Here is a 25,225-nt window from a genome sequence, read left to right as displayed (position 1 = left end):
CCGGGTCGCGTCCGCCCCGCACCGTGCGGTGTTGCCGGGTCGGCAACACCGCTTGGGTCCGGCCCGGCAAGTGCGCTGGAGTACCAGCATGCACACCCACCACGACGCCACCGCCACCGGAGCTGCCACCGATGCCACCGAAGCCAACGACGCCACCGCCGCACCGTCCACTCGGGAGTGGTGGGAGTCCCGCTACGCCGAGCGCGACGGCATCTGGTCGGGCCGGGTGAACGCCGTGCTCGCCTCGGTGACGTGGGGGCTGCCGGTGGGGCGGGCGCTCGACCTCGGCTGCGGCGAGGGCGGCGACGTGGTGTGGCTCGCCGAGCAGGGGTGGGACGTGACGGGCATCGACCTGTCCGTGACGGCGCTCCAGCGTGGTTCGCGGGCCGCCGTCGCCGCCGGGGTCCAGGAGCAGACGGCGTTCGTCGCCGCAGACCTCGCCCGGTGGGACACCGCCGCGCGGTTCGACCTGGTGACGGCGTCGTTCCTGCAGTCGTGGCCGGTGGAGATCCCCCGAGCAGACATCCTGCGTCGGGCCGCCGGCTTCGTCGCCGCCGGTGGGCACCTCCTCGTCACCGCGCACGCGGCTCCCCCGCACGATGACCTGCCGCCCGAGCTGCGGGAGTACCGGTTCCCCGCGCCTGCCGACGACCTCGCCTCCCTGCAGCTCGACGACCGGTGGGACGTCCAGGTCGCCGAGATCCGACCGCGCACCGCGACGACACCCGAGGGAGATCCGCACGAAGTGCTCGACAGCGTCGTGCTCGCCCGGCTGACGCGCGGGTAGCGTCGGTGGCGTGAGCACCGACGACGGCATCCGCGCACTCGTCGTGGACGGTGTCGAGGTCGCCGTCGAACGCAGCGGCACCGGCACGATCGCCACGTCGTCCCCTCGGCCGTACCTGCACCCGGTCCGGACACTCGGCGGCACCGTCGTCAGCGCGCACCACCCCGGCGACCACGACTGGCACTGTGGCGTCGGCGTCGCGATCCCCGATGTCGACGCCGTGAACTGCTGGGGCGGCCCGACCTACGTCCGCGGCTCCGGCTACGTCTGGCGCGACGACCACGGCTCGGTCGAGGTCGTGCACGCCGAGCAGCACGACACGACGTCCACCGAGGAGCTCGTCTGGCGGGGCCCGGACCGGACGGTGATCCTGCGCGAGGACCGCACCTTCCGCTGGAGCGCGGTCACCAGCGGGTGGGAACTGTCCTGGTCGTCGTCGTTCCGCACACCGGGCGACGCCCCGGTGCACCTCGGCGGCCCCGGCAGCAACGGCCGGACCGGAGCGGGCTACGGCGGCTTCCTCTGGCGGTTCCCCGAGTGCACGGGTGTCGTCGTCCGGACCGCCGACGGCGAGGGCGAGGCCGCCGTGCACGGCTCGGTCGCACCCTGGATCGCCTGGTCGGCGGTGTTCGACGGCGGTCCGGCGACCATCCGCATCGAGGCCCTCGACCACCACGATCCCTGGTTCGTCCGCGCCGAGGAGTACCCCGCGATCGGCTCGGCCCTGGCGTGGGACTCCCCCGCCGTCGTGCAGCCCGGCGCACCGCTGGTCCGCTCGTTCCGCGCGACGATCACCGACGGCGGTACGCTCGCCGGATGAGCACCGGGGACTGGGAGTCACGCGTCGCGGCGCTGTGGGACGACGAGACGATCGACGACCAGCAGCGGATCGAGCTGATGCGCGACCTCGCCGCCGACGCTCCGCATCCCGCACTCGGCGCGTTCGAGCTCGGCGGCGCCTTCGACTCGGGCGGACACGAGGCCGACGCCGACGTGCAGTACGCCGCCGCGACCGCAGCCGGTCTGGACACCGTCGACCCGGACCGCGCCGCCCAGATGGTCGTCCAGCACGCCTCGACGCTCCGGAACCTCGGTCGGATCGACGAGGCCATCACGATGCTCCGCGACGCTCCGGAGCACTCCGCCACCGGGGCGGCACCCAAGGTGTTCCTCGCGCTCGCCATGCACAGCGCGGGACGCTCCGCCGAGGCCCTGCGCGTCGCGATCGAGGCCGTCGAACCGACGCTCCCCCGGTACCACCGGTCCGTCCGTGCCTACGCGGCGGCCCTCACCGAGGACTGACGCGCGTCAGGCGTTCCGGCGCTGGAGCGCGTCCGCGGCCTTGCCGAGCAGCCAGTTCACGGCCCACCCCAGCACGCCGATCACGGGCAGCGCGAGGATGACCACCGTCCACAGCACCTTGACCACCTGCGTCCGGCGACCATCGCGCCAGACCTGCACCAGCGCCACGGCCTCGAGCGCCAGCAGCACGAGGAGCACCACGGCGTGTGCCCCCGACACGTTCGTCAACACGAGCGGTCCTCTCCGCGGCGACGGTCGTCGCCCGCATCGATGACAGTAGGGCCTGCCCGGACTCGTCCGCGTCATCCGTCCGGCTGACCGCGCGGGTCGGTCTGGCGATCGCGCCGGCAGGTCAGGCGATCGCGACCTCACCCCGCGAGAGCAGTTCACGGGCCCGACCGGCATCGGCAGCCGGTGGCCGGCCGTGCAGGGCGCGGTAGTCGCGCGAGAAGTGCGAGGCGCTCCGGTACCCCACCGCGACCGCAGCCTGGGCGGCGGTGTCACCGAGCACGATCATCCGCCGCCGGGCCTCTCCGAGCCGCAACCGCCGCAGGTACTGCACCGGGCTCATCCCGGTGACCTGCCGGAAGCGCGCGAACAGTGTCGACTCGCTCGTCCGGACCGCCGCGGCCAGGCCGGCCACCGACCACGGGTCCGCCAGCCGGTCGGTGAGCAGGGCCGTGGCCGCTGCGACGACGTCGCCGTCCCGGTTGCCGATCGCGGCCAGGATGCGCGGTGCCTGGTCGGTCTGCAGCAGGCGGAGCACGACCTCGCGGGTGACGAGCGGGGCGAGGACCGTCATGTCCTCCGGAGCATCGAGCAGTCCGACGAGTCGGGCGAACGCGTCCGCCAGGGCCGGGGTCCAGCTGCCGAGTCGGGCCGGCGGCGCCTCGTCCTGGTGCGGGCGGGACATCGCCGTCGCGACCTCGGCGACCACCGCGGGGTCGAGCTGCCAGACGACCGCGACGAACCCCGCGGGTGGTTCGACCTCGACCACCCCGGCGATCACGGGAAGATCCACGGGCGTGATGATGAAGCGCTCGCGACCCCAGAGCTGGTCGTCGTCCCCCACGATCGAGCGCTTCCGACCGGCGAGCACCACCGACACCGACGGCGTGTAGCGCTGGTACCCGAGGTCGGTCGGACGGTCGACCCGGGCCAGGCGGAGGCCGAGCCGTCCGGCGCGCTCCGTGTCGTCGAGGTGGGCGAGGACGCTGTCCAGCGCACGGTCCAGCCGGTCCGAGGTGACGTCGTCCATGTGCCCATTCTGTCGAGGCGTCCGACGCGAGTGGTGCCCGTGCGGGATCCGGCAAGCACTCCGGAGTCCTGGGCAATCACCGCCGGGTCCGTCGGACCGAGCATCGGAGCATGCAGAACAACGAAGCACTCCTCGACTCCCTGACCACTGACGACCGACTGGCTGGCCGCACCGCCCTGGTGACCGGCGCGTCGAGCGGCATCGGCGAGGCCGTCGCCCGGGTCCTCGCCGCCTCCGGCGCCACCGTCGCGGTCGCCGGCCGCGACCCGGAGCGCACGCAGGCCGTGGTGGACACCATCACCGCGTCCGGAGGCACCGCCGTGGCCGTCATCGGCGACCTGAACACCCACCCCGACGCGGTCCGCGACCTCGCCGCCCGCGCTGCCAAGGCCCTCGGTGGCCGGGTCGACGTCCTCGTCAACAACGCCGGCGTCTACCCCGTCGGCCCCACCGCACTGCTCCCCGACGAGGATGCCGAAGCCCTCTGGGCCACGAACGTCCGTGCGCCCCACGTGCTGGTCGGAGCGCTGGCGCCCGCGATGGTCGAGCACGGCTCGGGCGTCATCGTGAACATCGGCTCGTGGATGTCCCGCGTCGGCGTCCCGTTCACGGCGCTCTACCCGGCGACGAAGGCCGCCGTCGAGCAGCTGACCCGCGCCTGGGCCGCCGAGTTCGGACCGCACGGCGTCCGGGTGTCGACCGTGTCGCCCGGTGCCACCGCGACGCCGGGCAACGCGGACTCGCACGACGTCCTCGCGCAGATGACGGCGGGCACCCCGGCCGGCGCACCCGTCCGACCGGTCGACGTCGCGTTCGCCGTGCGCTGGCTGGCCTCCGACGAGGCGGCCTTCGTGCACGGCGCCACCATCGACGTGGACGGCGGCCTCGCCGCGACCCGCCTCGGCTGAGCGCGCCCACCACGAGCGGGCGGAACACCCGGGTCGTGCTCAGTGCGACCCCGGCATTTCGCCCGTTCGGCAGCGCCAGCCGCCCCGCGCGAACCCTCACCACCACGAACGGGCGAAATGCCCCGGTTCTCCCGCGGAACCACCCCGGCATTCCGCCCGCTCGGCAGCGCCAGCCGCCCCGGGCGAACCCCCACCACCGCGAGCGGGCGGAACACCTGGGTCGGCACGCGGAGGCACCGGGCATTTCGCCCGCTCGGCAGGAGTCGGTCAACCGGGCATCGGTCCGCGAGTGGTCACGACGCACCGCTGGCAGGTGGTCGTGCGGTCACGGACCGTCGAGCGGGAGCCCTCCAGGCGACGGGGCGTGACCGCTCGGCGGACGGCGTCGGCGCGGCGGTGGGCGCGACCACCGCACGGTCGGGAGGCGCGGTGCGGGCTGGCACCGGGCCTCCCGTCAGGCGGTGTGGTCGCCGACCACCCGTGGGACCGGCAGCGAGTCGCTGGTCGTGCGCAGGGACTCCTGGCGGATCTCGAGCTGCGAGACGGCGAGCGCCGCCAGGTCCCGGAGGTTCGCGAGGTCGTCCTCGGTGGCCTGCCGCGGGCGGGTGTCGAGGACGGCGAGGGTCCCGATCGGTGCGCCGTCGTGCTTCACGAGCGGGACGCTGACGTAGAAGCGGATGCCGAGCGGCCCGGTGACCAGGGGGCTGTTCCGCATCTCGGGGTGCGCGGAGCCGTCCGGGATCACGACGGGGACGGGGACCGGTGCGAAGCCGTTGCGGAAGCTGATGCTGCGGGCTGCCTCGTCGACGCCCTCGGCGATGTACGACTGGGACCACTCGCGGTCCTCGTCGAGGACCTCGACCAGGGCGATCGGTGCGTCGAAGAGCCGGGCCGCCATCGCCGTGGTGCGCTGCAGCGACTCGTCGGGCAGGGTGTCGAGGGTCGCCGGGCGGTCCGTCTCGGGGCGCGTCGGCACCGGGGCCGTCTCGTCGGTCGGCTCGACCACGTGGTCGGCCGTGGCGGTCTCGGCGATCACGACGTCGCGGAGCATCGTGACCAGCTCGGCGCCGAGCGGGCGGGCCGCGGGGTCCTGCGCGGTCATGGCGCGGAGCAGGTGCTTCCAGTGCTCGGGCAGGGGCTCGGGGACCACGGGGTCGCGGGACAGCCGGGCGACGGCGGACTCGACGAGCGAGCCCGGGAACTCGCGACGGCGGGTGAAGCACTGCAGCAGCACGAGGCCGAGCGAATAGACGTCGCTCGGCGGGCCGACCTCGCCGCCGCGCGCCTGCTCGGGGCTGAGGTAGGCGGCGGTGCCGGTGGTCACGCCGTCGGCGGTCAGGCGTTCGACGCCGGCGGCGAGCGCGATGCCGAAGTCGGTCAGACGCGCGCGGGCCCGGTCGGAACCGTTGCCGTAGTCGACGAGCAAGATGTTCGACGGCTTGATGTCGCGGTGCACGACGCCGTGCGCGTGGATGTAGTCGAGGGCCTCGGCCATGTCGTAGCCGATCTCGGCGATGTGCCGCGAGGCGAGCGGGCCGACGGCAAGGCGCTCCTCGAGGTCCTGCCCGACGACGAGCGACATCACGATGTAGCGCTGCTGCGTGCCGTCCTGCCCGGTGACGACACCGGCGTCGAGCAGGCTGACGAGGTTGTGGTGCTCGAGCGACGCCAGCACGCCGAGTTCGGCCTCTTGCCGGGCGATGTCGACGATGCCCGCGTGGAAGAGCTTGATCGCGACCGGGCGGTGCAGGCTCTCGTCCACACCCCGGTAGACGACGGACATGCCACCCTGGCCGATCGCTTGCTCCACGCGGTACCGACCGTCGAGCAGCGGCGCGCTCGCGTCGTGGTCTTCCGTCGGGATCATCCAACCCTCGTTCTCGGCTCCGGCACCAACGATGCATCTTCGCATCCCGACGGGTATCTCGGTGACGGGCGACGTTTCGCGGCTGAACGCGCGTCGGACGGGGCCGGCCGGGTGACGGCGCGGCCGTGCGGCTTGCACGACACCGGTGTTCGCGGGTCGAACACGCGCAGACCGCGGTGCAGCCTGCGAACACCGGTGTCTTGCGGGTCCCCGTCAGCGACGCGTCGCGACCGTGCTCACGCGGAGGTCCTCGAAGGTGCTGGTGAAGCCGGGGCCCCCGAGCGAGATGAGCCCGACGCGGGGTGCACTGCCGAGGTCCGCCGTCCAGGTGCCGCCCCGGACGAAGTGCCGCCCGTCCAGGCTGGTGTACGCGGTGTACCGGTCCTCACCCCGGACCTCCCGGTGGACGATCCGGAGCGTGGTGGTGTCCCCCACCGGACCGACGACCATGTTGCCGTAGCTCGGCGCCCCGGCCGGTCGCCCGGACACCTGCTTGCCGAACTCCGTCTGGCGCGTGTTGAAGATCGAGTTCGAGGTGAGGCGGACGTAGTTGCCGTCGTCACCCCACACGATCAGGCCGCCCTGCACGTAGTTGAGACCGTCGCCGGTGGCCGGGGTGTCCACCCCGACCGTGGTCTGGAGCACGTAGTCCCCACGGGGTGCCGGTTCGGACAACACCGATGCGAGCGGCGTCGCCGGCGGGTGGATGTCGGCGTCCTGCGTCTGCCAGCGGAACGTGCCGTCGGCGACGGTCCAGGTGGACGGGTCGGGCTCACGCGTCCAGGCGAGCTGGGCAGGCAGCGCTCCGGGCGCTGCCCCGGGCTCTGCCCCGGGCGCCGCCCCCGGCAGCGCGGCACCGTCGAACGAGGTCGACAGTGCCCGGATCGTCCGCCCCGGCACCTCGACGGGAGCGGTGGACGCCCGGTACGTCGGCCGTTGCCCCGGCTGCGCGACCGGCCCTGGCTGCACCGTGTCGGACGGCCCGGCTCCACCGCGGACGACCGGCCAGCCGCCCTGCCAGTCGAGCGGGTCGATCAGCGCCGGCCGCTTCGTGTAGGTCGGCTGCCCCGCGTAGTACGGGTCGGTGCGGTCGGCCGCGTGGTAGATGATCCAGTCCTGCCCGGCGAAGTCGGTGACCACGGTGTTGTGACCGGTGCCGACCCACCGGTTGCCGTTCTGCGCGAGCAGGGGCGTGCCGCCGACCCGGGTGTTCGTGATCGCCACGCCGTCGCGGTCTGTGAACGGTCCCAGCGGGCTGCGCGAGCGGGCGACGAAGACGCCGTAGCCGGTCAGGGCGCCGTTGCAGCAGTTCGTGGCGGAGCCCATGAAGTACCACCAGCCGCCGTGCCGCATCAGGTACGCACCCTCGTAGCGGTTGTCGATCGCGATCTGCCGTTCGGTCGACGGGTCGGAGCGCAGTCCGTCGGCGCTGAGCCGTCGGACGTTCACGCCGCCGAAGTAGCTGCCGAAGTACAGGTAGGTCGTCCCCTTGTCCGTGATGACCTCGGGGTCGAACGCCCACCGCGCTCCGTCGCCGTTCGGTGCGGTCTGCGGTGCCACGACCGGGCCGCCGGAGTCCTTCCACGGGCCGGTCGGGCTCGAGCTCGTCGCCACCCCGACCGCGGAGCCGCCGCCGCTCGGGCCCGTCGCCGACGGGGTGTCCGACGCCGCGTAGTACAGGTACCAGGTGCCGGCCCGGCCGCGGTCTCCGGCGCGGTACACGACGTCCGGCGCCCAGATCCCGTTCGCGTCGCCCACCCAGGCGGGCTTCGTCGGGAACGCGTCGTTCACGTACGTCCAGTGGGTCAGGTCGGTCGACCGGTACGTCGGCACCGCGTGCTGCACGAGGGACCCGTCCGGGTTCTGCTCCGTCGCGGTGAGCGCGTCGGTGGTGCAGTACAGGTACCAGTTGCGGTCGCGTCCGGCTCCGTGGATCACGGTCGGGTCCGCGCAACTCGCCGCCGTCTGTCCGTCGGGCAGGCTGAGCGCGACCGGGTTCCGGTGGCTGGGCGCCGCGCGGCCGTGCCGGCTGGCGGCGTTCGACGCCGCGGTCGTGGTGGTGGTCGCCCGGGTGGTCCCGCCCGGCACCGCGGACGCATCCGCTGGTCCGGCCTGGAGGCCCGTGGTCGCGACGCCGAGGAACGTCACGACGGCGAGGAGTGCGGTGGACGATCGGCGCATGCCGGACCTGCTCTCGTCGTTGAGGGAGGTGCTGCTGGAGGGACTGCGGGTGTCGCCTGGCGACGTGCGCGAGCGTACGCTCGGCTCGACGAAGGAGTCATGCCATGCCCGCGAGGTTCGTCTACTGGATCAACGTCTCCGTCGACGGGTTCGTCGAACGCGCCCCCGGCGAGCACGACGGGCTGGACGGACCCGACTGGATCCGGATCGACGAGCCGCTGCACCGTGAGTTCAACGCCCGCGCCGCCGCGATGACCCTGTCCGTCGAGGGTCGGGTGGTGCGCGACATGATGGACCCGTTCTGGCCCGACGCACGGCACGACGAGTCGATGCCGCAGTACCTGCGCGAGTACGGCGAGATCTGGACCGCGCAGCCGAAGGTCCTGGTGTCCCGCACACGGACCACCGCCGACCACGACACCCGGGTCGTCGGTGGCGACGGCGACGCGATCGCCGAGCTGGCCGCGATCCGCGCCGACGGCGAGGGCGACATCGGTGTGGGTGGGCCGAGCATCGCGAGCCAGTTGCTCGACGCCGGGCTGCTCGACGAGGTCATGCTCTTCACGCACCCGTCGGTGCTCGGGGCCGGCCGACCGCTGTTCGACCCGCCGCGCTCGGGGCACCGGCCGCTCGTGCAGCTCGACCTGCTCGAGCAGCAGCGCTACGACAACGGCGTCACCTTGCACCGGTACGACGTCCGGCGGTCCTGAGCGCTCGGGGGGTCAGTCCTCGACGGGCTCGGTGGCGATGACCCGGACGTACCAGGCGCTGTCGCGGTCACTGCCGAACCCGTTGAAGGAGACGCTGTCCGCCCGGCGACGCAGCTCCGCCGGAAGGTCGATCCGCTGTGACCCGTCTCGGCAAGCCATCGGCTCTGTCGGTCGGGTCTGCGAGGCGCCCGCCGACCCGATGGTGGAGGAGCCACTCATGTGCCCGTCCCCGAAGCACGAGAACTCGAGGTGGTCGACCGACTCCGGATGCGGGAACGTGATGGTGACGCCCGTGCCCGGTGCGTCACTGTCGTCGTCCCCGGGCGACACCGCGGCGAACAAGGCGCCGAGCTCGGTGTCCGACTCGACTGCTCGCTGCCGCTTCTCCCAGGCAGACAGCGCTGCCTCGTCGACGGGCGGCGGCCCGGCGCAGCCGGCCAGCAGGAGCACACCCGCGATCGCGGGTAGGAGCAGGGCGGGGACGGAACGCACGCTGTGAGCCTAGTGAGGCCCCGGACTCGCACCGCGGAACGACGGGAGGCGCGGTGCCGGCTGGCACCGCGCCTCCCGGCCGTGGGGTGGTCGCGTCAGACGTCGCGCCGGCGCGCGAGCGTCAGGGCGAGGCCACCGATGACGAGCACCTCGGCGGCGAGGACGCCGAAGCCGCCCCAGCCGTTCAGCTTGATGCCGCCGTTGGTGGCAGTGGCGGCCGCGCTCGCACCGTCGTACGAGTAGGCGTACAGCTGGCCGCCGGCCGAGTCGGGCAGGAACGACATGATGTCCATCGGCCAGTCGACCTTCATGAGCCCGGCCATCAGGCCCAGCACCACCGGCAGCACCAACAGGATGCCGAGTGTGATCGCGATCCCACCGGCGCTTGAACGGACGAGCAGCCCGATGCCGTAGGCGAGGAGCGCCAGCAGGGTGAGGAAGACCGACGAACCGAGGATCGGCAGGAACACCGAGGGGTCACCGATCTCCGGCTCGACTCCGTTGCCGGCCAGCAGCGGGAGCGAGATGAGGACGCCGATCCAGGTGGCGACGGCGCTGACCACGAAGGTGGTGAGGGCGAGGACGGTGGCCTTCGCCAGGATCACGCCGGAGCGGCGGGGGTCGGCGGTGAACGTCGAGCGGACCTGGCCCGTGCCGTACTCACCGGTGATGATGAGGACGCCGAGCACCCCGACGACGAGCGACGAGAGCAGGACGCCGACCGTGTTGACGTTCACGACGGTGCCGTTGGCGATGTCCGTCGGCAGGTCCTGCCCGCCGCTGTTCGTGTTCGCTCCGACCAGCGCGGCCATGCCGATCGTGAGGACGACCAGGATCGCGTAGCACCAGAACGTGGACCGGATGCTGCGCAGCTTGATCCACTCGCTCCGCACCAGGTGCGGGAACGACAGGCGGGTCGAGCCGCTCATCCGGGTCGACGGCGTGGTGGGCGAGGTGGTGGCGCTCATCGGCTGCCCTCCGATCGGTACTCGACGTCGTCGCGGGTGAGGGCCATGTAGGCCTCTTCCAGGCTCGCGCCGGTCGGGGTGAGTTCGTGCAGGGGGACGCCGGCCTGTGCGGCGATGTTGCCGACCGTCGGTGCGTCGGGCCCGACGACGAGGAACGAGCCGTCCTCGCGCTGGGTGACCGCGGCGTTCGGGCCGATCGCGGTGAACAGGCCGTTCGGGTCCGGCGTGCGGACGATGACACGGCTGACGGCGGCATCGGTGCCGGCAGCGGCGCCGCCACCGGCGACGAACTCCGCGATCGGGGCGTCGGCGAGGACCTTGCCCCGGCCGAGCACGACCACGCGGTCGGCGGTCTGCGCCATCTCGCTCATCAGGTGGCTGGAGAGGAACACCGTGCGGCCGTCGGCGGCCATGCGGCGGGCGAGCTGACGCACCCACACGACACCGTCGGGGTCGAGGCCGTTGACGGGCTCGTCGAGGATCAGGGTCTTCGGGTCGCCGAGCAGTGCGGCAGCGATTCCCAGGCGCTGCCCCATGCCGAGCGAGAACCCGCCGACGCGCTTCTTCGCGACGGAGTCGAGGCCGGTCATGTCGATGACCTCGTGCACGCGGGACTTCGGGATGCCGTGGGTCGCCGCGAGCGAGAGCAGGTGGTTGTAGGCGCTGCGGCCCGAGTGCACGGCCTTCGCCTCGAGCAGGGCGCCGACCTGGCGGAGCGGGTCGCGGAAGCTCGTGTAGGGCTGGCCGTTCACGGTGGCTGTGCCCGACGTGGGCCGGTCGAGCCCCATGATCATGCGCATCGTGGTGGACTTCCCGGCGCCGTTGGGCCCGAGGAAGCCGGTCACGCTGCCGGGACGCACGACGAAGGAGACGTCGTCCACGGCGGTCTTCGGACCGTACTGTTTGGTGAGATGGCTGACTTCGATCACGGCCTCGACGCTACGGGAGGGGCCGTCGGCGCCGCGTCCGCCGTTGGGGGGAGATGTGTGCTCCCACAGGGTGACGCGGGGGTGGCTGCTTTGCGCGGGTCGCGGGCGTTTTCGCGCTGGGCGACAGTTCACGCGCGCGGCGGGCCGTGAACTGTCGCTGGACGCGAAGTGATCAGGCGGGGTGGTGCGCCGGACGCTCATCCCCAGGGTCGCGAGCGAACGCGAGGCTCTCCTCGATGATCGACAGCACGACCGCGAGTTCCTCGACGTCGCGCGGGCCGTAGATCATGAACTCGGTCCCGTGGTCCTCGTACTGGTGCGGGGTCGCCCAGCCGAGCTCGGTCAGTTCGGCTCCCCGTGCGACCGGGAGACAGAGGTGGACGGAGGTGTCCTCGACGCCGTGCAGGTGCACGGGCTCGAGTCGTCCGTCCGGCGCCAGTGACGTCCACGGGACGACGTGGTCGCGTTGATCGCGCAGGAACAACGCGCGTGACGACGCCGGCGACACCTGGCTGTGCCCCTCTTCGACGCCGGGCAGGGCGACCGCACTCCCCACGAGTGTTCCCCACAGTTCCGGCGTCGCACGGTCGGTGAGCTGCCGCTGGGGACCGGCGTCGGACACGGTGGGCCGTTCGCCGCGACGGATGGACCTGATCATTGCTCGACGATACCGGCTCGGCCGGGTTGCGTCGCTCCTGTTCGGGCCCTCACGAGGAGGGGGAAGCGTCCGCGTCGACCTCGTACGCCTCGAACCGGGCGTCGGCGAGGATCGCGTCGACGAGTGACCGTGAGCCTGCGACGATCGTCGAGTCCCAGTCGATCTCGGTGGCGAGCACCCACTCGTGCCCCTCGGGCCAGAGCATCTGCGGGGTGTGCCCGACATCGACGTACGTGCCCACGCGGGCGTCGTCCGTCCAGGACGGGTCGCTGAGCTGCGGCAGGGACATGGAGAGCAGGAAGCACTCGCGGGCCGGCCACAGGAAGCGCGGACCCGCGAGCGACTCCCGGAGCGCAGCCTGCTCCCGCCCGTGCTGCGCCTGAGCCCGGGCCATGTGCGCCTGCATCTCCGCGCGCTCGGCCGCCGTCGGCTCGCCGCTCCCCTGCCACCCGAAGCCCAACGTCGACGCGTTCAGGTCCCCCCATCCGTCCCAGATCGCCCCGACCAGGTCGTCCGGGGTCGACGTCGCCTCGGCGAGGAGCTCGGTGAGCGCGGCGAGTTGCCTCGGCTCGTACCAGCCCTCTTCGGGTGGATGGACGACCCAGCCGTCCTCGAAGGGCAGGTCCGACTCGTCGTCCCGCCCGCTGAGCGTCTGCCACGACACGAGCGGGTCGATCGTCCGACGGGTGCGCTCGGCGACGTCGGCCCAGCGCCACTCGGCCGATTCGAGGACCGGGTGCTCGTCGTACTCGTCCACGGTCGTACGGTCTTCGCGATCCGCTCGGAGCGGGTGCAGGATCCGGACGTACGCCTCGAACCCGGTGCCCGCGACGCCGCCGAACGAGGCGAACGAGCCGGCCCGGGCCAGCAACCAGTCGCCGCGCGAGGCGTCCTTGATCAGTTCCACGTGCCGAGCCTAGGACTGACCGGGGTGGCCGTCAGGACGCCGTCCGGACCTCAAACCCCGGCAGGTCCGGCACCGGATCGGTCGCCAGCCGGGCGTGCGTCTCCACGTCGAACCGCTCCGAGCCGTACCGGAGCTTCTGCCGTTCGACGCCCTCCGCGCGGAACCCGGCGGTCGTGGCGACCCGACACGACGCGGGGTTGTTCGAGCGGTGTCCGAGTTCGAGGCGGAAGAGCCCGGCGTCGAACGCCCAGGTCGACGCACTCGTCAACGCACGAGTGGCGAGCCCACGGCCGCGAGCATCGGACGCCAGCCAGTAGTGCGCCCAAACCGTGGCGTGCCGGAACTCGATCGCCGACAGCCCGACGCTCCCGACCGCGACTCCGTCTTCCACGATCGCCCAGTTCTTCGCCCGCTCGTCGAACCGCAGGGCGCTCCTGATGTGCGCGCGGGCCTGCTTCTCGACATCGAGCCCGACGTCCGGGAACTGTGTCGCGAGGTCCGGGTTCGACCGGCTGGCGACGAAGAGCGCAGCCGCGTCGTCGAGCGACCACGGGCGCAGTACGACGGCCATGGGTGATCTCCGTCAGCCGGCAGCGGGCCCGGCCTGCGGGCGGGGTGCGCGGAGGCCGGGGAACTCGTCGTCGCGCCACTCGCCCTCGGCGCGCGTACCGTTGCTCACCGACTGTTCCTCGCGCTCCCGCAGCTCCACGCGGCGGATCTTGCCGGAGATGGTCTTCGGGAGCTCCGCGAACTCGACCCGGCGGACGCGCGCGTAGGCGGGGAGAGCCGTGCGTGCGTGCTCCAGGACCTGCCTGGCGGTGTCGGCCGACGCCTCCCATCCGGTGGCCAACGTGACGTACGCCTTGACGACGTTGAGACGGGCGTCGTCGGGTGCCGGGACGACCGCGCTCTCGGCCACGGCCGGGTGCCGCAGCAGGGCGCTCTCCACCTCGAACGGCGACACCTTGTAGTCCGAGGACTTGAAGACGTCGTCGGTGCGGCCGATGAACGTCAGCTCGCCGTCGGCGTCGCGGACGGCGATGTCGCCGGTGTGGAAGAAACCGTCGCGCATCGACGAGGCGGTGCGGTCGGGGTCACCGAGGTACTCGGCCATCAGGTTGACGGGCCGCTCGGTGAGGTCGAGGCAGACCTCGCCCTCGTCGCCCGGTTCGCCGGTCACGGGGTCGAGCAGCGTCACGGTCACGCCGGGGAGCGGCGTGCCCATCGCGCCGGGTGTCACGGCGGCACCCGGGGCGTTGCCGATGATCGCCGTCGTCTCGGTCTGCCCGTAGCCGTCGCGGATGGTGAGCCCCCACGCTGCCTCGACCCGGCCGATGACCTCGGGGTTGAGCGGCTCGCCGGCCGAGATGAGCTCACGGAGCGCGCGCGGCTTCACGCCGAGGTCGGACTGCAGCATCATCCGCCACGCGGTCGGCGGCGCGCAGAACGTGTTGACCTCGGCCCGCTCGAGCTGCGCGAGGAGTGCGGCGGGGTCGAAGCGCGCGGTGTTGTGGATGAACACGGTGGCCTCCGCGATCCACGGCGCGAAGAAGCAGCTCCAGGCGTGCTTGCCCCACCCGGGCGAGCTGATCGTCAGGTGCACGTCGCCCGGCCGGACGCCGAGCCAGTACATCGTGCTGAGGTGCCCGACCGGGTACGACGTCTGGGTGTGCACGACCATCTTCGGCTTCGACGTCGTGCCGGACGTGAAGTAGACCAGGCACGGGTCGGTCGTGCGGGTGACGACGTGGGGGCGGACCTCATCAGTGGGAGCGGGCTCACCCAGGTCGCTCGGGTACTCCGTCCACCCGTCAGCGGGACCGCCGATGACGATGCGTGTGAAGGACCCGCGGACGTCGTCGTACTTGTGCGTCTCGCTCCGGTTCGTGACGACGTGCGCCACCGAGCCCCGGTCGACGCGGTCCTGCAGGTCAGCGGTGTCGAGCATCGTCGAGGTCGGCAGGATGACCGCACCGAGCTTGATCACGGCGAGCATGGTCTCCCAGAGCTCGAGCTGGTTGCCGAGCATGACGAGGACGTTGTCGCCCTGCTGGACGCCGAAGCCGTGCAGACGCGCGGCGAGCCGATCGGACCGTGCGGCCATCTCGGAGTAGCTGAACCGCTGCTCACGGCCGTCCTCCTCGACGATCCAGAGCGCCGTGCGGGTGTTGTCGGTGGCGATGACGTCGAACCAGTCGGTGGCCCAGTTGAACGTGTCCCCGACGTCCGGCCAGCGGAACCCGGCGCGCGCTGCTTCGGGAGAATCCGCGGCGAGGAGCTGGTCGCGGGCGGCACGGTACGCGGCGGTCGGGTTCACATCAGGCACGGACCGATCATGCCGCATCGGGCTCGGAGCCAATCGATCAGGCGAGTTCCCGGAGCCAGCGGTCGAGCCAGGGAATGATGCGCGAGAGGTCATCCGCGTCGATCGCGTCACTCGCGGCCGCACGTGCCGCCGGACTCGCATTGAGCGCCAACGCACTGGGGAGCGCCTGGAAGAGCGGGATGTCCGAGCGGCTGTCCCCGACGGCGCAGCAGCGTTCGATCGGTACACCGAGGTCACGAGCGAGCGCGAGCGCCCGGTCCCGCTTGTCGAACTCGTCGAAGTGCTCGGCGACGGTGCCGTCGTGGACGCCGTCGTGCTCGCCGACTCGGGGCCCGCCGTTCGGGAGGAACCCGAACCGCCGCGCGAGGGAACCGGTCACGGGTTGCCACGCGAGCGACGCGAGCACGGGTTCGACGTCGTGGGCACGGCACCACGCGACGACGGTCTCGGTTCCGGGCAACACCGGCAGGTCGTCGAGCCACCGGTCGACCGTCGCGACGGATGTGTCACGCCACCCGAGTGCGTCGACTTCACTGACCTGCTGGTTGGTGAGATCGCCGTCGGCGTAGCGGGATTCTGCGTCGTCGAGCGCGTCCTGGTGCCCGAACCGGGCGGCAAGGAAACTGCTGCTGGAACCGGGGCTGACGAGGGTTCCGTCGACGTCGAAGAACACGATGCCGACGGTCACTGCCGGCCGCTCCCCCGCACGACCGCACCGAGCACCCGGATCGTCTCGTCGGTGTCGACGTGCAGGTGCGCCCCGATGCCGAGCGCACGTGCGGCCTCGATGTTCTCGGGCACGTCGTCCACGAAGAACACCTCCTCCGGATCCGCCCCGAGGCGCTCGAGCGTGATCCGGAACGCCTCGGGATCGGGCTTGTTCACGCCGATCTCGTGGGAGTAGCAGATCGGGTCGAACACCGCCGAGAACCGGAAGCGTCGCTCCTCTTCCTCTCGGGCACCGTCGCCAGAGTTCGACAGGATCGCGAGGCCGATGGTGCCGCGGAGTCCCGCGAGGAAGTCGTACAACGGCTGGTTCAGGGTTCCGCAGTACGCATCCCAGAAGTCGGCCCGCATGACGGCGAGCTGGTCGGCCCCGAGGTCGAGCGCTGTCCCGATCGCGCCCCAGTACCGGTCGACGACGCCGGTCTGACGGGAGGCGTCGGGCAGGTCCGCTGCGACGAGGCGTGCGGAGAAGTCGTCCGTCGTCATCCCGAGACGCTCGGCCCACCGCGCCCGGAAGCGTCCGGGCCAGGCGGCGTCGTCGACGAGCTCGAGGACGCCGCCCACGTCGGACAGCAGCCACCGCACGGCGGACCCCGCAGCCCCGGCCGCCCCGCCGGTCACAGCGATCCCCGCAGCTGCCGGATCATCTCGAGCTCGAGTTCGCTCGGATCGAGCACGTACGCCTCGGTCGCCCCCGTCGGCTCGTAGCCACGTCGGGCGTAGAAGGCCTGCGCGCGCGTGTTCCCCGCGTGCACGTGCAGCCGCAGTGCCGACCCGTGTGCGGCCGCCCACACCTCGATCTCGTCGAGCAGCGCATCGGCGACACCGGCGGGACGACCCCGGTGCGACGGTGCGACGTAGACACCGACCAGGAGCGGTCCGACACGGGGACCGGGCACGAACACCCCCATCGTCCCGAGCCACCGGCCGTCCGCGTCGATGGCGGCGAGGGTCGTCCCGCCGACGTCGTGCTCACGGCGGCCGCGTCGACGCCAGTCACGCTCCTGCATCCGCTCCGCATCGGCGAGCCGCTCCCCGTACGCCTTCGGGGTGTCCCGGAGCATCTCGAGCCGCAGTGCCCGCACGGACTCCCAGTCGTCCTCCGTCGTCGGTCGGATCGTCGTTCCCCGCATGACCCGAGCCTAGGGGTGGCAGGCCCGGAGAACTCGTTCCAATCCGACTGGCGGACGACGCCGAATCACCTGCAACGACCGGGAAACACCCGGAGCGCTCACCAGCCGCACATCGCTGGTTCTCCACCCCACCAAGGGTGTGTTCGGCGCGCACACAGCAGCCGCGCCGAGCGCGACAACAGCAAAGGACTGATCACGATGCGTAAGAGCCTCAAGACCTCCATCACCCTCGCCACGACCGGCGCCCTCGTCCTCGGCGGTGCCGCGTTCGGGATCTCCTCCGCCCAGGCCGCGACCCCGAACGTGCACACGGTGTCCTCGTCGTCCGAGTCGAAGATCCCCGCACCCGTCGCCTCGGTCCCCGAGGTCCTCGGTGGCTCCACCGCCGTGAAGCTCGACTCCGGCTTCACCGACGCCCTCACCGCCCTGAAGCTCACCCCCGGCGTCTCCGGCGATGCGACCCTGGCTGACGGGTCGGTGTCGTTCCCGATCACCGCCGGGTCGGTCACCTACTGGTCGCCGGATGGCAACTACCGCCCGTACGTGCAGGGCCTGCTGAACCACGACGACTCGGGGCTGACCCTGAAGGCCGGTGACACCACCGTCACGCTGGAGAACTTCGTCGTGAACCCGGGCTCGTCCAAGCTCTACGGCGACGTCCTCGTCAACGGCAAGGTCGCCGCGGCCAACGCGTTCCTGTTCGAGCTGCACGGCGGCTCCCTCAAGCCCCTCCAGCTCGAGGGCGACAACGCCATCCTCACCGGCACCACCGTCCACATCTCCGAAGACGCCGCCGGCCTGCTGAACAAGACCTTCGGCACCGACGCCGTCAAGCGCGGCCTCCTCGTCGGCACCGCCACCATCACCGCACAGATCAAGTAACACCCCGCACCACCAGTCGGCCCGGACCACGCAGCAGCGTGGCCCGGGCCGACTTGCGTTGCGCGGGCCGGCGCCGAGCAGAACCGGGTGTACCTGGTGGAATCGGGCGTACCTGGTGGAATCGGGCGTACCTGGCGGAACCGGGCGTACCTGGTGGAATCGGGCGTACCTGCTGGAACCGGGCGTACCTGGCGGTACCGGGCGTACCTGGCGGAACCGGGCGTACCTGGTCGGTTCTTTCGACCAGGTACGCCCGTTCTTGCGAACCAACGCGCGCGCGATGGGAAAGAACGTACGCACACGACGGACGGGAGGTGGGCCCCATCCGCCGGTTCCGGCGTGACGCGCCAGCGGCACGACGGCCGTGCCGGGAGGGACGGTGCCAGCTGGCACCGGGCCTCCCGTCCGTCTCGTCGCGCGCCGGGCCGGCGGCCGCCGTCGTCACGGGCTGGGCGACACCTCACGCGGTCGCGTCCGCGTGAACTGTCGCTCAGCGCGAAACACAGTCCAGCCCGCAGCCGTGGACCGGGCGCACGACGGACGGGAGGTGGGCCCTGTCCGTCGGTTCCGGCATGACGCGCCAGCGCCACGACGGCCGTGCCGGGAGGGACGGTGCCAGCTGACACCGGGCCTCCCGTCCGTCCCGTGGTGCGCCGGGCCGGCGGCCCCTGCCGAGACTCGGTTCCGCGGACACCCTGCGGATGCCGGGTCACGCAACGTGTCCGGCAGGGCGAGACTCGGTCGGCTGCGGCCGCGGCCACGTCCGCAGCAACGAGCAACGCCCCGACCGGACCGGTGGGGGCGTTGCTCGTGGTGGTGCCGATCAGCGGATGATCGAGATGTTGTCCGCCTGCGGGCCCTTCTTGCCGGGCCCGATCTCGTACTGCACGTGGTCGTCCTGGGCGAGCGGCCGGGAGCCGGTCGCCGCGACGATGCTGGAGAAGTGGGCGAACAGGTCCTGGGACCCGTCGTCGGGGTGGATGAAGCCGAACCCCTTGCTGTGGTCGAACCACTTGACGGTGCCCGTGGGCATGGCGGTCAGCACGGCGTCAGTGGATGCGCAGCTGCGCGACCATGGGGCACGCGAATGGGTCGCGGGCGGCGAGGCCGACGCGGTTGAGGTACCGGACGACGATGCCGTACGAGCGCAGCAGCGTGGTCTCGGTGTAGGGCACGTCGAGGGTGTCGCAGTGGTCACGGACGAGCAGGCGGGCCTGCTTCAGCGCCGGACGCGGCATCGACGGGAACAGGTGGTGCTCGACCTGGTAGTTCAGCCCACCCATCAGGAACGACACCCACCAGCCGCCACGGATGTTGCGCGAGGTGCGCACCTGGCGGGAGAAGAAGTCGACCTTCGCGTCGTGCGCGATCGTCGGCATGCCCTTGTGGTTCGGGGCGAACGAGGCACCCATCATCACGCCGAACACGGCCAGCTGCACGCCGAGGAACGCACACGCCATCCCGAACGGCAGGAACCAGAACACGACCGTCAGGTAGATCGCGAAACGGGCAACGAGCAGGGCGCCTTCGATGAGGCGGTGCTTCTTGTCGGCCTTGGTGCCGTTGCCGGTGACGATCGACATCACGGCGTAGCGGTGCAGGTTCAGGCCCTCGAGCGTGAGGAGGGGGAAGAACAGCCACCCCTGGAAGCGCATGAAGGTCTTCATCGCGCCACCCTTGACGGCGGCGGCGTCCTCCGGCAGGAACCGGATGCCGTCGGGGGCGATGTCGGGGTCCTTGCCGACGGTGTTCGGGTTGCCGTGGTGACGGGTGTGCTTGTTCATCCACCACGAGTAGCTGAGGCCCACCAGGAACGTGCCGAGCCAGCGGCCCGCGCGGTCGTTCCACTTCTGGGACTCGAACACCTGACGGTGCGCGGCTTCGTGCGACAGGAACGCGAACTGCGTGAACAGCACGCCGAGCGCACCGGCCACGATCAGCTGGAACCACGAGTCACCCAGGAACGCGAACGCGACCCAGGTGAGGGCGAGGCTGCCGACGAGTGCGCCGAACAGTGCCCAGTAGAAACCGGTACGACGGCGCAGGAGGCCGTTCTCCTTCACCTGCGCCAGGAGCGCGGAGTAGGTCGAGGTGCCCTTGCGGGCCCCCGTAGCGGGACGAGTGCGGGTGTAACCCGGAGCGAGCGGAGTGGTGGTCATGTGGACCGCCTTCCGGTACGGATCGGTCCTTCAACCGGTTCGAGGGAGTTCACGCGATTGCGCTTGCGGCGACCCTAGGGGCCGAACTTGCGTGTTCACCGTGGTGTCCGGAACACGTTGCGCGCTGCACGAACTCAGCCCGCGTGGCGCTCCGGACCGTCTGCGCACCGGCCGGACGATGCACGCAACGTCTGCCCCGGGTACTCTCCGAACCGGCGGAAGTACGTGCCCGAGAACCGCCCCAGGTGCCGGAAGCCCCAGGCCATCGCGGCCTCGCTCACACTCGTCTCGTGTCGGCCGCTGGACTCCAGTGCCGCGCGCACCCGATCGAGCCGCATCCGCAGCAGGAACGTCATCGGCGAGACCCCGTGTTCCCGCATGAACGCCGTCTGCAGGGTCCGCGGACTCACGCCGACGGCGTCGCAGATGTCGGCGAGGCACAGCGTCCGATCGCAGTGTCCGTCGAGGTAGGCCTCGGCGAGCTCGACCGTCGACGGCGTCACGGCACGGCGGAGGACCGCGGCCGTCCGCACGCCGAAGGCTCCGAGCACGGCCTCGACCAGCGCGACCTGGGCGGCGCTCCGAGTGCCCGAGGTGAACCCGTCGCGCGTCGCCGTGACCGCCACCTGCTCGACGCACCGGCGCAGGTGTTCGAGGGCCGCGACGGCGGGCTCGGCACCCCGGGTCGGCAGCCCCGGCGCTGCTGCTCCCAGCGACGAGCACACCTGGTCGAGGAGCGTCCGGTCGATGCTCACGAGCTGCAGCGTGCCCTTCGGGGCGTGCACGGAGAACTCCCCCGACGTCGGCATCAGGACGGGCGTGCCGGGTCGGGTCTCGAGGACGACGCCGTCCTCGACGGCGATGCGGACACCGCCGGTGCTCGACCACCCGACGACGATGCGGTCGAGGGGCTCGAAGACCCCGGAGAAGCCGGAGGTCGCCGACGCTGTGACGAGACTCACGCAACCGTCGCGGCGGGTCCGGTAACGGAACCGGAACGGCAGCCGGAAGGCGTCGTCCTCGACGTCGAAGCGCACGTCACGACCGTGCCCGGCCTGGGCGAGCACGCGCGCGGCGAAGGTGCGGTCGGTCCCGGATCGTTCGGTGCGCCGGCGCCGGTCGTCGATCCGCGCGGTGACGGTCCGGGCGGCGTCGGTCCCGTGGACCGCGGTCAGCACGGTGCCTCGTCGACGGGCTGTCCGCAGCGGTGTTCGAACCAGGCGCGGGCGTCCTGCAGGCTCGCGCGCCGGTCGTGCTCGTGCAGCGTCGCCATGAGCGTGCAGTCGAAACCGTCCACCGTGCGCTCGATGAAGCCGAGGAGCATGTCGGGGTCGCCCCAGGCGGCCGCCGCGTCGACGACGCGCCAGCACCCGGCGTCGACCGGCTGCACCCGGATGTCGGTCGGGTCCGTTGCGGCGAGCGCACGGATCCGGTCGGTGTGGACGATCTGCTGCCAGACGGCGACCTCGGTCATCACGGTCGTGGATCCCTGGCGGTGTCCCATCGCGCCTCCCTGTCGGTTCGATGTGGCGCACTGCTCCACCGCAGTGCGCGAGACACTTTCAGTATCGGCAGGACGATTCCGGTCATGTCAGGGGTTGACTTCGTACCGCGCAAGGTGGACCATTCGTGGCATCGATCGGAGCCCTGGGAGCGCGCCATCGGCGGGTCCCGTACGGTCGGCACATGAGCGACGGGAGCGGCGCGACCCAGGACGGCCCGTCCCGACTCTCGCGCGCGGTCCGGGATGCGATGCGGTTCGTCCACGAGCAGGCTGCGACCCACGTCACCGTCGCCGATGTCGCTGCGGCCGTGCAGCTGTCGCCGCGGAGCCTGCAGAAGCGGTTCCAGGCGGAGGTGGGGCAGTCCCCGGGAGCCTTCCTGCGCGCCGTGCGCCTGGAGGGGGTCCGACGCGACCTGCAGGCAGCCTCCGGCGCGACGGACCGGCGGACCATCGCGGAGATCGCCGAGCGCTGGCAGTTCAGCAACGCGGGCCGCATGGCTGCGGCGTTCCGCGCGGCGTACGGCATCGCGCCGTCGGCGGCGGTGCGGTCCTTCGTGCCCGAGGACGACGAGGACGGTGCACCGAGCCTGTCGGACCGGAACCAGCGGCGGTTCCGCCTGGTGCTCGACTGCGAGGTCGACATCGACGACGCGAAGGCGGTGCTCGCCGGTGCGCTGCAGCGAGCGGGGGCCGGTCCGTGGCGGGACTACCGGCCGGACGGCGGCAGCGAGGACCTGACGGCGTTCCTGCTCGGCAACGCCGTGCGGACGGCGGTGCGGGAGACCCCGGGCGTGAACCTCGTCGCCCTCGACGCGATGCTCCGGGTGCAGGACGAGCAGGGGTCCTACCCTCCTGCAGAGCTCCCGGCCTGGCGCGCCGGCCCACCGCCGAACACGCCTGCGCCGTCCGGATCGTCCGACACCGCCCAGCGCGTAGGATCGAGAGACGGCAGGGAAGGCGCCCATGGATGACGCATTCGAGCGTGCACTCCGTGCACTCCGGTCGGCGGAGATCTCCGACGACGAACTCAGTCGGCCGTTCGCGCTCGCGCTGCCGATGGGCGGTGTCTCGATCTCGACCTTCGGTGACCTGTGCCCGAGCGAGACCGTGTCCGCGACCGACGAGGTCGCCACCCGCGTCGACGAGATCCAGTTCGACCTGTCCGAGGGACCCTGCTGGGCCGCGCTCGCGACCGATGCCCCGGTGCTGGAGACGGATCTCGTGCAGCGCCCGAACGCCGCGTGGCCCGCCTTCAACGAAGCCGTCCGGAGCGAACCCGTCGGTGCGGTCTTCGCGTTCCCGGTCGCGTTCGGGCCGTTCCCGCTCGGCGCCGTCGACGTGTACGTGCCGCAGCCCGCCACGATCGAGGACGACACCGTGCGGCAGGCCATGACCCTCGCCTCAGCCGTCAGCCGCCGGGTCCTGCGCCGAGCCCTCCGCTCCATCGCGGACGAGGACGACGCCCTGCTCGACCGGAGCCCGTCGTCGCGGCGTGTGGTGCACCAGGCCACCGGGGTCGTGCTCGCGCAGCTCGACATCAGCCCCGAGGACGCCTACCTGCTGCTGCAGGGGCACGCCTTCGCCCGTCGGACGACGATGCGGCGGGTCGCGGAGGAGATCCTCGACGGCACGGTCCGGTTCGAGAAGCGAGGCGACCTGATCGAGGAGGCCCAGTGACGACGGCAGGCAGAGAAGCCCGGATCCTGGAGACGTTCACGTCACTCACCGACACCCTGGTGGACGCCTACGACGTCGTGGAACTGCTGCAGACCCTGGTCGAGACGTGCGCCGACGTGCTCGGCATCGACGCCGCGGGCATCCTGCTGGCGAACGACGACCAGGAGCTCGAGGTCGTGGCCTCCACATCGGAGGCAACGCGGCTCGTCGAGGTGCTGCAGCTCGATGCCGAGGCCGGCCCCTGCATGACCTCGTTCGCGACCGGACGGGTCGTGACGTGCCCGGACATCGAGGTCGCCCCGGCGGAGTGGGCGATGTTCCGCACGGGTGCGCTCGCGCTCGGGTTCCGCTCCGTGCACGCCGTCCCGCTCCGGCTGGGGAGCAACGTCATCGGCACGCTCAACCTGTTCGGTGCCGGCGTCGGTGCCCTCGCGGAGTCGGACCTGCGCGTCGCCCGGGCCCTGGCGGACGTGGCGACGATCGGCATCCTGCACGAACGCTCCCTGCGCGAGCACGAGGTCGTCCGCGCGCAGCTGCAGCGGACCATCGGGTCGCGCGAGGTCATCGAGCAGGCCAAGGGCGTCGTGTCGTACCTGCGCGGCGTCTCGATCGAGGACGCCTTCGCGGTGATCCGTGGGTACGCACTCGAGCACCACGAGCCGCTCTCCGAGGTCGCCCGCGCGATCGTGCAGCGCCGACTCGTCCCCTGACGAGCCCGGCCGGTCCGCCGGGTCCGGTGACCGTCCGCCCGCTACGGTGAGCGGATGGGCAAGGTCACGCTGCAGGACGTCGCCGCGCACGCCGGCGTCTCGATGAAGACCGTGTCCAACGTCGTCCGTGGGTACCAGCACGTCAGCGACCCGATGCGCAGCCGGGTGCAGGCCGCGATCGACGAGCTGGGCTACCGCCCGAACGTCTCGGGCCGGTCCCTGGCGACCGGACGTTCGAACATGCTCGCCTTCGCGTTCCCCGACCTGCGGCGTCCGTACTTCGCCGAACTGGCCCACGTGTTCTCGCGGGTGTGCGCCGACCGCGGCTACCAGCTGCTGCTCGAGGAGACCGGCGGCGACCCCGACGGTGAACGCTCGGCGGTGCGGGGACGCGAGGCCGGCGTGGTCGACGGGGTCGTGATCCACCCGCAGGTGCTCACGCCCGAGGCGATCGACCGGATCCGCGGCGACACCGCCGTGGTGTTCCTGGGCGAAGACGTCCGGCCACCGCACGCCGACCAGGTCGTGATCGACAACGCCGGGGCCGCCACCGAGGCCGTCGCGCACCTCGTGGCGCTCGGCTGCCGCCGCATCGGGTTCTTCGGGCACGAGACCGGCCCGTCGTCGCGCACGTCCGGACTGCGTCTGGACGGCTACCGTGCCGGACTCGTCGCCGCGGGTCTGCCGCTCGACGACGCGTTGCTGGTCCCCCGCGAGGTCGGCGACGCCGCCGGTGCCGAGATCGCCTTCGGCGCCGCGCTCGACGCCGGACTCCGCGTCGACGGCCTGCTCTGCCGCGACGACCTGGCCGCGCTCGGGGCGCTCCGGGCGATGCGCCTGCGCGGCCTGGACGCCCCCGGCGACGTCGCCGTCGTCGGGTGGGACGCGGTCGGCCTCGGGTCGAGCCTGGTGCCGAGCCTGACCTCCGTCGCGCCCGACACGATTGCCCTCGCCGACACCGCGCTCGACCTGCTGGTCGAGCGGATGGACGGCTCCGACGTGCCCGGCCGGCTGGTCACGGTCGGCCACCGCCTGCTCGTCGGCGAGAGCGCGCCGTACGCGGACGGCACGTCCGACCGGGCGGCGCACCAGGGCGCGTGAAGTGCAGACTGGAGGCCCGTGGCGGTGCCGCCACGGGCCT

At 72.0% G+C, this 25,225-nt stretch carries 28 protein-coding genes; 10 read left to right on the top strand and 18 right to left on the bottom strand.

The genetic code is table 11. The annotated features are described in order from the left end of the window. The first annotated feature begins 88 nt into the window (after positions 1-88). Genes DEI96_RS06645 through DEI96_RS06635 form a run of 3 tightly spaced genes read left to right on the top strand, consistent with a single transcriptional unit; the run spans position 89 to position 2,089 of the window. Positions 89-787, top strand: a complete 699-nt coding sequence (locus DEI96_RS06645; RefSeq protein WP_111024853.1) for a class I SAM-dependent methyltransferase — start codon at positions 89-91, stop codon at positions 785-787. Between the two features lie 10 nt (positions 788-797). Then, positions 798-1,607 (top strand): DUF6807 domain-containing protein, encoded by an 810-nt coding sequence (locus DEI96_RS06640; RefSeq protein ID WP_111024854.1) that lies wholly within the window; start codon positions 798-800, stop codon positions 1,605-1,607. Beyond that, a complete protein-coding gene (locus DEI96_RS06635) occupies positions 1,604-2,089 on the top strand; it encodes a tetratricopeptide repeat protein (RefSeq protein ID WP_111024855.1) in 486 nt (161 codons plus the stop codon). The genes DEI96_RS06640 and DEI96_RS06635 overlap by 4 nt, the downstream gene beginning before the upstream one ends. 6 nt (positions 2,090-2,095) lie before the next feature. Here DEI96_RS06635 and DEI96_RS06630 read toward each other — a convergent pair whose 3' ends face one another. Both DEI96_RS06630 and DEI96_RS06625 read right to left on the bottom strand, forming a co-directional pair. Beyond that, on the bottom strand, positions 2,096-2,308 hold the full coding sequence (locus DEI96_RS06630; protein ID WP_241660497.1) for a PLDc N-terminal domain-containing protein: 213 nt from the start codon (positions 2,306-2,308) through the stop codon (positions 2,096-2,098). 133 nt (positions 2,309-2,441) lie between these two features. Then, positions 2,442-3,347, bottom strand: coding sequence for an AraC family transcriptional regulator (locus DEI96_RS06625; protein ID WP_111024857.1), 906 nt, complete (start codon positions 3,345-3,347; stop codon positions 2,442-2,444). A gap of 110 nt (positions 3,348-3,457) precedes the next feature. Between DEI96_RS06625 and DEI96_RS06620 the strand changes: the two genes are divergently transcribed. Then, a complete protein-coding gene (locus DEI96_RS06620) occupies positions 3,458-4,255 on the top strand; it encodes an SDR family NAD(P)-dependent oxidoreductase (RefSeq protein WP_111024858.1) in 798 nt (265 codons plus the stop codon). A 454-nt stretch (positions 4,256-4,709) separates the two neighbouring features. Here DEI96_RS06620 and DEI96_RS06615 read toward each other — a convergent pair whose 3' ends face one another. After that, positions 4,710-6,122 (bottom strand): protein kinase domain-containing protein, encoded by a 1,413-nt coding sequence (locus DEI96_RS06615; protein ID WP_111024859.1) that lies wholly within the window; start codon positions 6,120-6,122, stop codon positions 4,710-4,712. Between the two features lie 213 nt (positions 6,123-6,335). Further along, positions 6,336-8,303 (bottom strand): family 43 glycosylhydrolase, encoded by a 1,968-nt coding sequence (locus tag DEI96_RS06610; protein WP_111024860.1) that lies wholly within the window; start codon positions 8,301-8,303, stop codon positions 6,336-6,338. 104 nt (positions 8,304-8,407) lie between these two features. Between DEI96_RS06610 and DEI96_RS06605 the strand changes: the two genes are divergently transcribed. After that, positions 8,408-9,013, top strand: coding sequence for a dihydrofolate reductase family protein (locus DEI96_RS06605; RefSeq protein WP_111024861.1), 606 nt, complete (start codon positions 8,408-8,410; stop codon positions 9,011-9,013). A 12-nt stretch (positions 9,014-9,025) separates the two neighbouring features. On the opposite strand, the gene DEI96_RS06600 is transcribed toward DEI96_RS06605, so the two are convergent. The 10 genes from DEI96_RS06600 to DEI96_RS06555 form a co-directional block, all read right to left on the bottom strand. Then, on the bottom strand, positions 9,026-9,505 hold the full coding sequence (locus DEI96_RS06600) for a hypothetical protein (protein ID WP_146246972.1): 480 nt from the start codon (positions 9,503-9,505) through the stop codon (positions 9,026-9,028). A 95-nt stretch (positions 9,506-9,600) separates the two neighbouring features. Continuing rightward, complete coding sequence (locus tag DEI96_RS06595; RefSeq protein ID WP_111024863.1) at positions 9,601-10,473, bottom strand: ABC transporter permease; 873 nt, start codon at positions 10,471-10,473, stop codon at positions 9,601-9,603. Beyond that, complete coding sequence (locus DEI96_RS06590) at positions 10,470-11,402, bottom strand: ABC transporter ATP-binding protein (RefSeq protein WP_111024864.1); 933 nt, start codon at positions 11,400-11,402, stop codon at positions 10,470-10,472. The genes DEI96_RS06595 and DEI96_RS06590 overlap by 4 nt, the downstream gene beginning before the upstream one ends. 172 nt (positions 11,403-11,574) lie before the next feature. Then, a complete protein-coding gene (locus DEI96_RS06585) occupies positions 11,575-12,060 on the bottom strand; it encodes a luciferase domain-containing protein (RefSeq protein WP_220039149.1) in 486 nt (161 codons plus the stop codon). Between the two features lie 49 nt (positions 12,061-12,109). Beyond that, positions 12,110-12,967, bottom strand: coding sequence for a hypothetical protein (locus DEI96_RS06580; RefSeq protein ID WP_111024865.1), 858 nt, complete (start codon positions 12,965-12,967; stop codon positions 12,110-12,112). A gap of 31 nt (positions 12,968-12,998) precedes the next feature. Next, positions 12,999-13,538, bottom strand: coding sequence for a GNAT family N-acetyltransferase (locus DEI96_RS06575; protein WP_111024866.1), 540 nt, complete (start codon positions 13,536-13,538; stop codon positions 12,999-13,001). A gap of 12 nt (positions 13,539-13,550) precedes the next feature. Beyond that, the gene (locus tag DEI96_RS06570; RefSeq protein ID WP_111024867.1) at positions 13,551-15,311 is read right to left on the bottom strand and encodes an AMP-binding protein; all 1,761 of its coding nucleotides are present in this window, start codon (positions 15,309-15,311) and stop codon (positions 13,551-13,553) included. 19 nt (positions 15,312-15,330) lie between these two features. Beyond that, the gene (locus tag DEI96_RS06565) at positions 15,331-15,981 is read right to left on the bottom strand and encodes an HAD family hydrolase (protein ID WP_111024868.1); all 651 of its coding nucleotides are present in this window, start codon (positions 15,979-15,981) and stop codon (positions 15,331-15,333) included. After that, positions 15,978-16,640 (bottom strand): HAD-IA family hydrolase, encoded by a 663-nt coding sequence (locus tag DEI96_RS06560; RefSeq protein WP_111024869.1) that lies wholly within the window; start codon positions 16,638-16,640, stop codon positions 15,978-15,980. Before DEI96_RS06560 ends, DEI96_RS06565 begins: the two co-directional genes overlap by 4 nt. After that, on the bottom strand, positions 16,637-17,152 hold the full coding sequence (locus tag DEI96_RS06555; RefSeq protein ID WP_111024870.1) for a GNAT family N-acetyltransferase: 516 nt from the start codon (positions 17,150-17,152) through the stop codon (positions 16,637-16,639). Before DEI96_RS06555 ends, DEI96_RS06560 begins: the two co-directional genes overlap by 4 nt. 198 nt (positions 17,153-17,350) lie before the next feature. Between DEI96_RS06555 and DEI96_RS06550 the strand changes: the two genes are divergently transcribed. After that, positions 17,351-18,034: a hypothetical protein gene (locus tag DEI96_RS06550; RefSeq protein ID WP_110865654.1), complete on the top strand. Its 684-nt coding sequence runs from the start codon at positions 17,351-17,353 to the stop codon at positions 18,032-18,034. An 823-nt stretch (positions 18,035-18,857) separates the two neighbouring features. Here DEI96_RS06550 and DEI96_RS06545 read toward each other — a convergent pair. The 4 genes from DEI96_RS06545 to DEI96_RS06530 all read right to left on the bottom strand — a co-directional run bounded on the left by DEI96_RS06545 (position 18,858) and on the right by DEI96_RS06530 (position 21,697). After that, on the bottom strand, positions 18,858-19,079 hold the full coding sequence (locus DEI96_RS06545; RefSeq protein WP_306789659.1) for a cold-shock protein: 222 nt from the start codon (positions 19,077-19,079) through the stop codon (positions 18,858-18,860). Positions 19,080-19,083: 4 nt separating this feature from the next. Then, positions 19,084-20,193 (bottom strand): fatty acid desaturase family protein, encoded by a 1,110-nt coding sequence (locus tag DEI96_RS06540; RefSeq protein WP_110864824.1) that lies wholly within the window; start codon positions 20,191-20,193, stop codon positions 19,084-19,086. A gap of 134 nt (positions 20,194-20,327) precedes the next feature. Continuing rightward, the gene (locus DEI96_RS06535) at positions 20,328-21,371 is read right to left on the bottom strand and encodes an AraC family transcriptional regulator (protein ID WP_111024517.1); all 1,044 of its coding nucleotides are present in this window, start codon (positions 21,369-21,371) and stop codon (positions 20,328-20,330) included. Beyond that, complete coding sequence (locus DEI96_RS06530; RefSeq protein WP_111024516.1) at positions 21,365-21,697, bottom strand: hypothetical protein; 333 nt, start codon at positions 21,695-21,697, stop codon at positions 21,365-21,367. Before DEI96_RS06530 ends, DEI96_RS06535 begins: the two co-directional genes overlap by 7 nt. Before the next feature lie 182 nt (positions 21,698-21,879). Between DEI96_RS06530 and DEI96_RS06525 the strand changes: the two genes are divergently transcribed. Genes DEI96_RS06525 through DEI96_RS06510 form a run of 4 tightly spaced genes read left to right on the top strand, consistent with a single transcriptional unit; the run spans position 21,880 to position 25,185 of the window. Continuing rightward, positions 21,880-22,668: a helix-turn-helix transcriptional regulator gene (locus DEI96_RS06525; protein WP_111024515.1), complete on the top strand. Its 789-nt coding sequence runs from the start codon at positions 21,880-21,882 to the stop codon at positions 22,666-22,668. Then, on the top strand, positions 22,661-23,374 hold the full coding sequence (locus DEI96_RS06520; protein WP_111024514.1) for a GAF and ANTAR domain-containing protein: 714 nt from the start codon (positions 22,661-22,663) through the stop codon (positions 23,372-23,374). Before DEI96_RS06525 ends, DEI96_RS06520 begins: the two co-directional genes overlap by 8 nt. Then, on the top strand, positions 23,371-24,084 hold the full coding sequence (locus tag DEI96_RS06515) for a GAF and ANTAR domain-containing protein (protein ID WP_111024513.1): 714 nt from the start codon (positions 23,371-23,373) through the stop codon (positions 24,082-24,084). The genes DEI96_RS06520 and DEI96_RS06515 overlap by 4 nt, the downstream gene beginning before the upstream one ends. Positions 24,085-24,138: 54 nt before the next feature. Continuing rightward, positions 24,139-25,185: a LacI family DNA-binding transcriptional regulator gene (locus DEI96_RS06510; RefSeq protein ID WP_111024512.1), complete on the top strand. Its 1,047-nt coding sequence runs from the start codon at positions 24,139-24,141 to the stop codon at positions 25,183-25,185. The last annotated feature ends 40 nt before the right edge of the window (positions 25,186-25,225 follow it).

This window comes from Curtobacterium sp. MCLR17_031 (genome assembly GCF_003234775.2).
GTDB lineage: Bacteria > Actinomycetota > Actinomycetes > Actinomycetales > Microbacteriaceae > Curtobacterium > Curtobacterium flaccumfaciens.
The sequence above is the reverse complement of the archived record's forward strand: the minus strand, read 5'-3'. Positions and strand labels throughout refer to the sequence as shown.

Bases quoted from the DNA above. Each gene is read 5' to 3' on its own strand.
- DEI96_RS06645 (WP_111024853.1), top strand. From the start codon at position 89: ATGCACACCCACCACGACGCCACCGCCACCGGAGCTGCCACCGATGCC.
- DEI96_RS06635 (WP_111024855.1), top strand. From the start codon at position 1,604: ATGAGCACCGGGGACTGGGAGTCACGCGTCGCGGCGCTGTGGGACGAC.
- DEI96_RS06625 (WP_111024857.1), bottom strand. From the start codon at position 3,347: ATGGACGACGTCACCTCGGACCGGCTGGACCGTGCGCTGGACAGCGTC.
- DEI96_RS06620 (WP_111024858.1), top strand. From the start codon at position 3,458: ATGCAGAACAACGAAGCACTCCTCGACTCCCTGACCACTGACGACCGA.
- DEI96_RS06615 (WP_111024859.1), bottom strand. From the start codon at position 6,122: ATGATCCCGACGGAAGACCACGACGCGAGCGCGCCGCTGCTCGACGGT.
- DEI96_RS06610 (WP_111024860.1), bottom strand. From the start codon at position 8,303: ATGCGCCGATCGTCCACCGCACTCCTCGCCGTCGTGACGTTCCTCGGC.
- DEI96_RS06605 (WP_111024861.1), top strand. From the start codon at position 8,408: ATGCCCGCGAGGTTCGTCTACTGGATCAACGTCTCCGTCGACGGGTTC.
- DEI96_RS06595 (WP_111024863.1), bottom strand. From the start codon at position 10,473: ATGAGCGCCACCACCTCGCCCACCACGCCGTCGACCCGGATGAGCGGC.
- DEI96_RS06585 (WP_220039149.1), bottom strand. From the start codon at position 12,060: ATGATCAGGTCCATCCGTCGCGGCGAACGGCCCACCGTGTCCGACGCC.
- DEI96_RS06575 (WP_111024866.1), bottom strand. From the start codon at position 13,538: ATGGCCGTCGTACTGCGCCCGTGGTCGCTCGACGACGCGGCTGCGCTC.
- DEI96_RS06570 (WP_111024867.1), bottom strand. From the start codon at position 15,311: ATGCGGCATGATCGGTCCGTGCCTGATGTGAACCCGACCGCCGCGTAC.
- DEI96_RS06555 (WP_111024870.1), bottom strand. From the start codon at position 17,152: ATGCGGGGAACGACGATCCGACCGACGACGGAGGACGACTGGGAGTCC.
- DEI96_RS06550 (WP_110865654.1), top strand. From the start codon at position 17,351: ATGCGTAAGAGCCTCAAGACCTCCATCACCCTCGCCACGACCGGCGCC.
- DEI96_RS06540 (WP_110864824.1), bottom strand. From the start codon at position 20,193: ATGACCACCACTCCGCTCGCTCCGGGTTACACCCGCACTCGTCCCGCT.
- DEI96_RS06530 (WP_111024516.1), bottom strand. From the start codon at position 21,697: ATGGGACACCGCCAGGGATCCACGACCGTGATGACCGAGGTCGCCGTC.
- DEI96_RS06525 (WP_111024515.1), top strand. From the start codon at position 21,880: ATGAGCGACGGGAGCGGCGCGACCCAGGACGGCCCGTCCCGACTCTCG.
- DEI96_RS06520 (WP_111024514.1), top strand. From the start codon at position 22,661: ATGGATGACGCATTCGAGCGTGCACTCCGTGCACTCCGGTCGGCGGAG.
- DEI96_RS06510 (WP_111024512.1), top strand. From the start codon at position 24,139: ATGGGCAAGGTCACGCTGCAGGACGTCGCCGCGCACGCCGGCGTCTCG.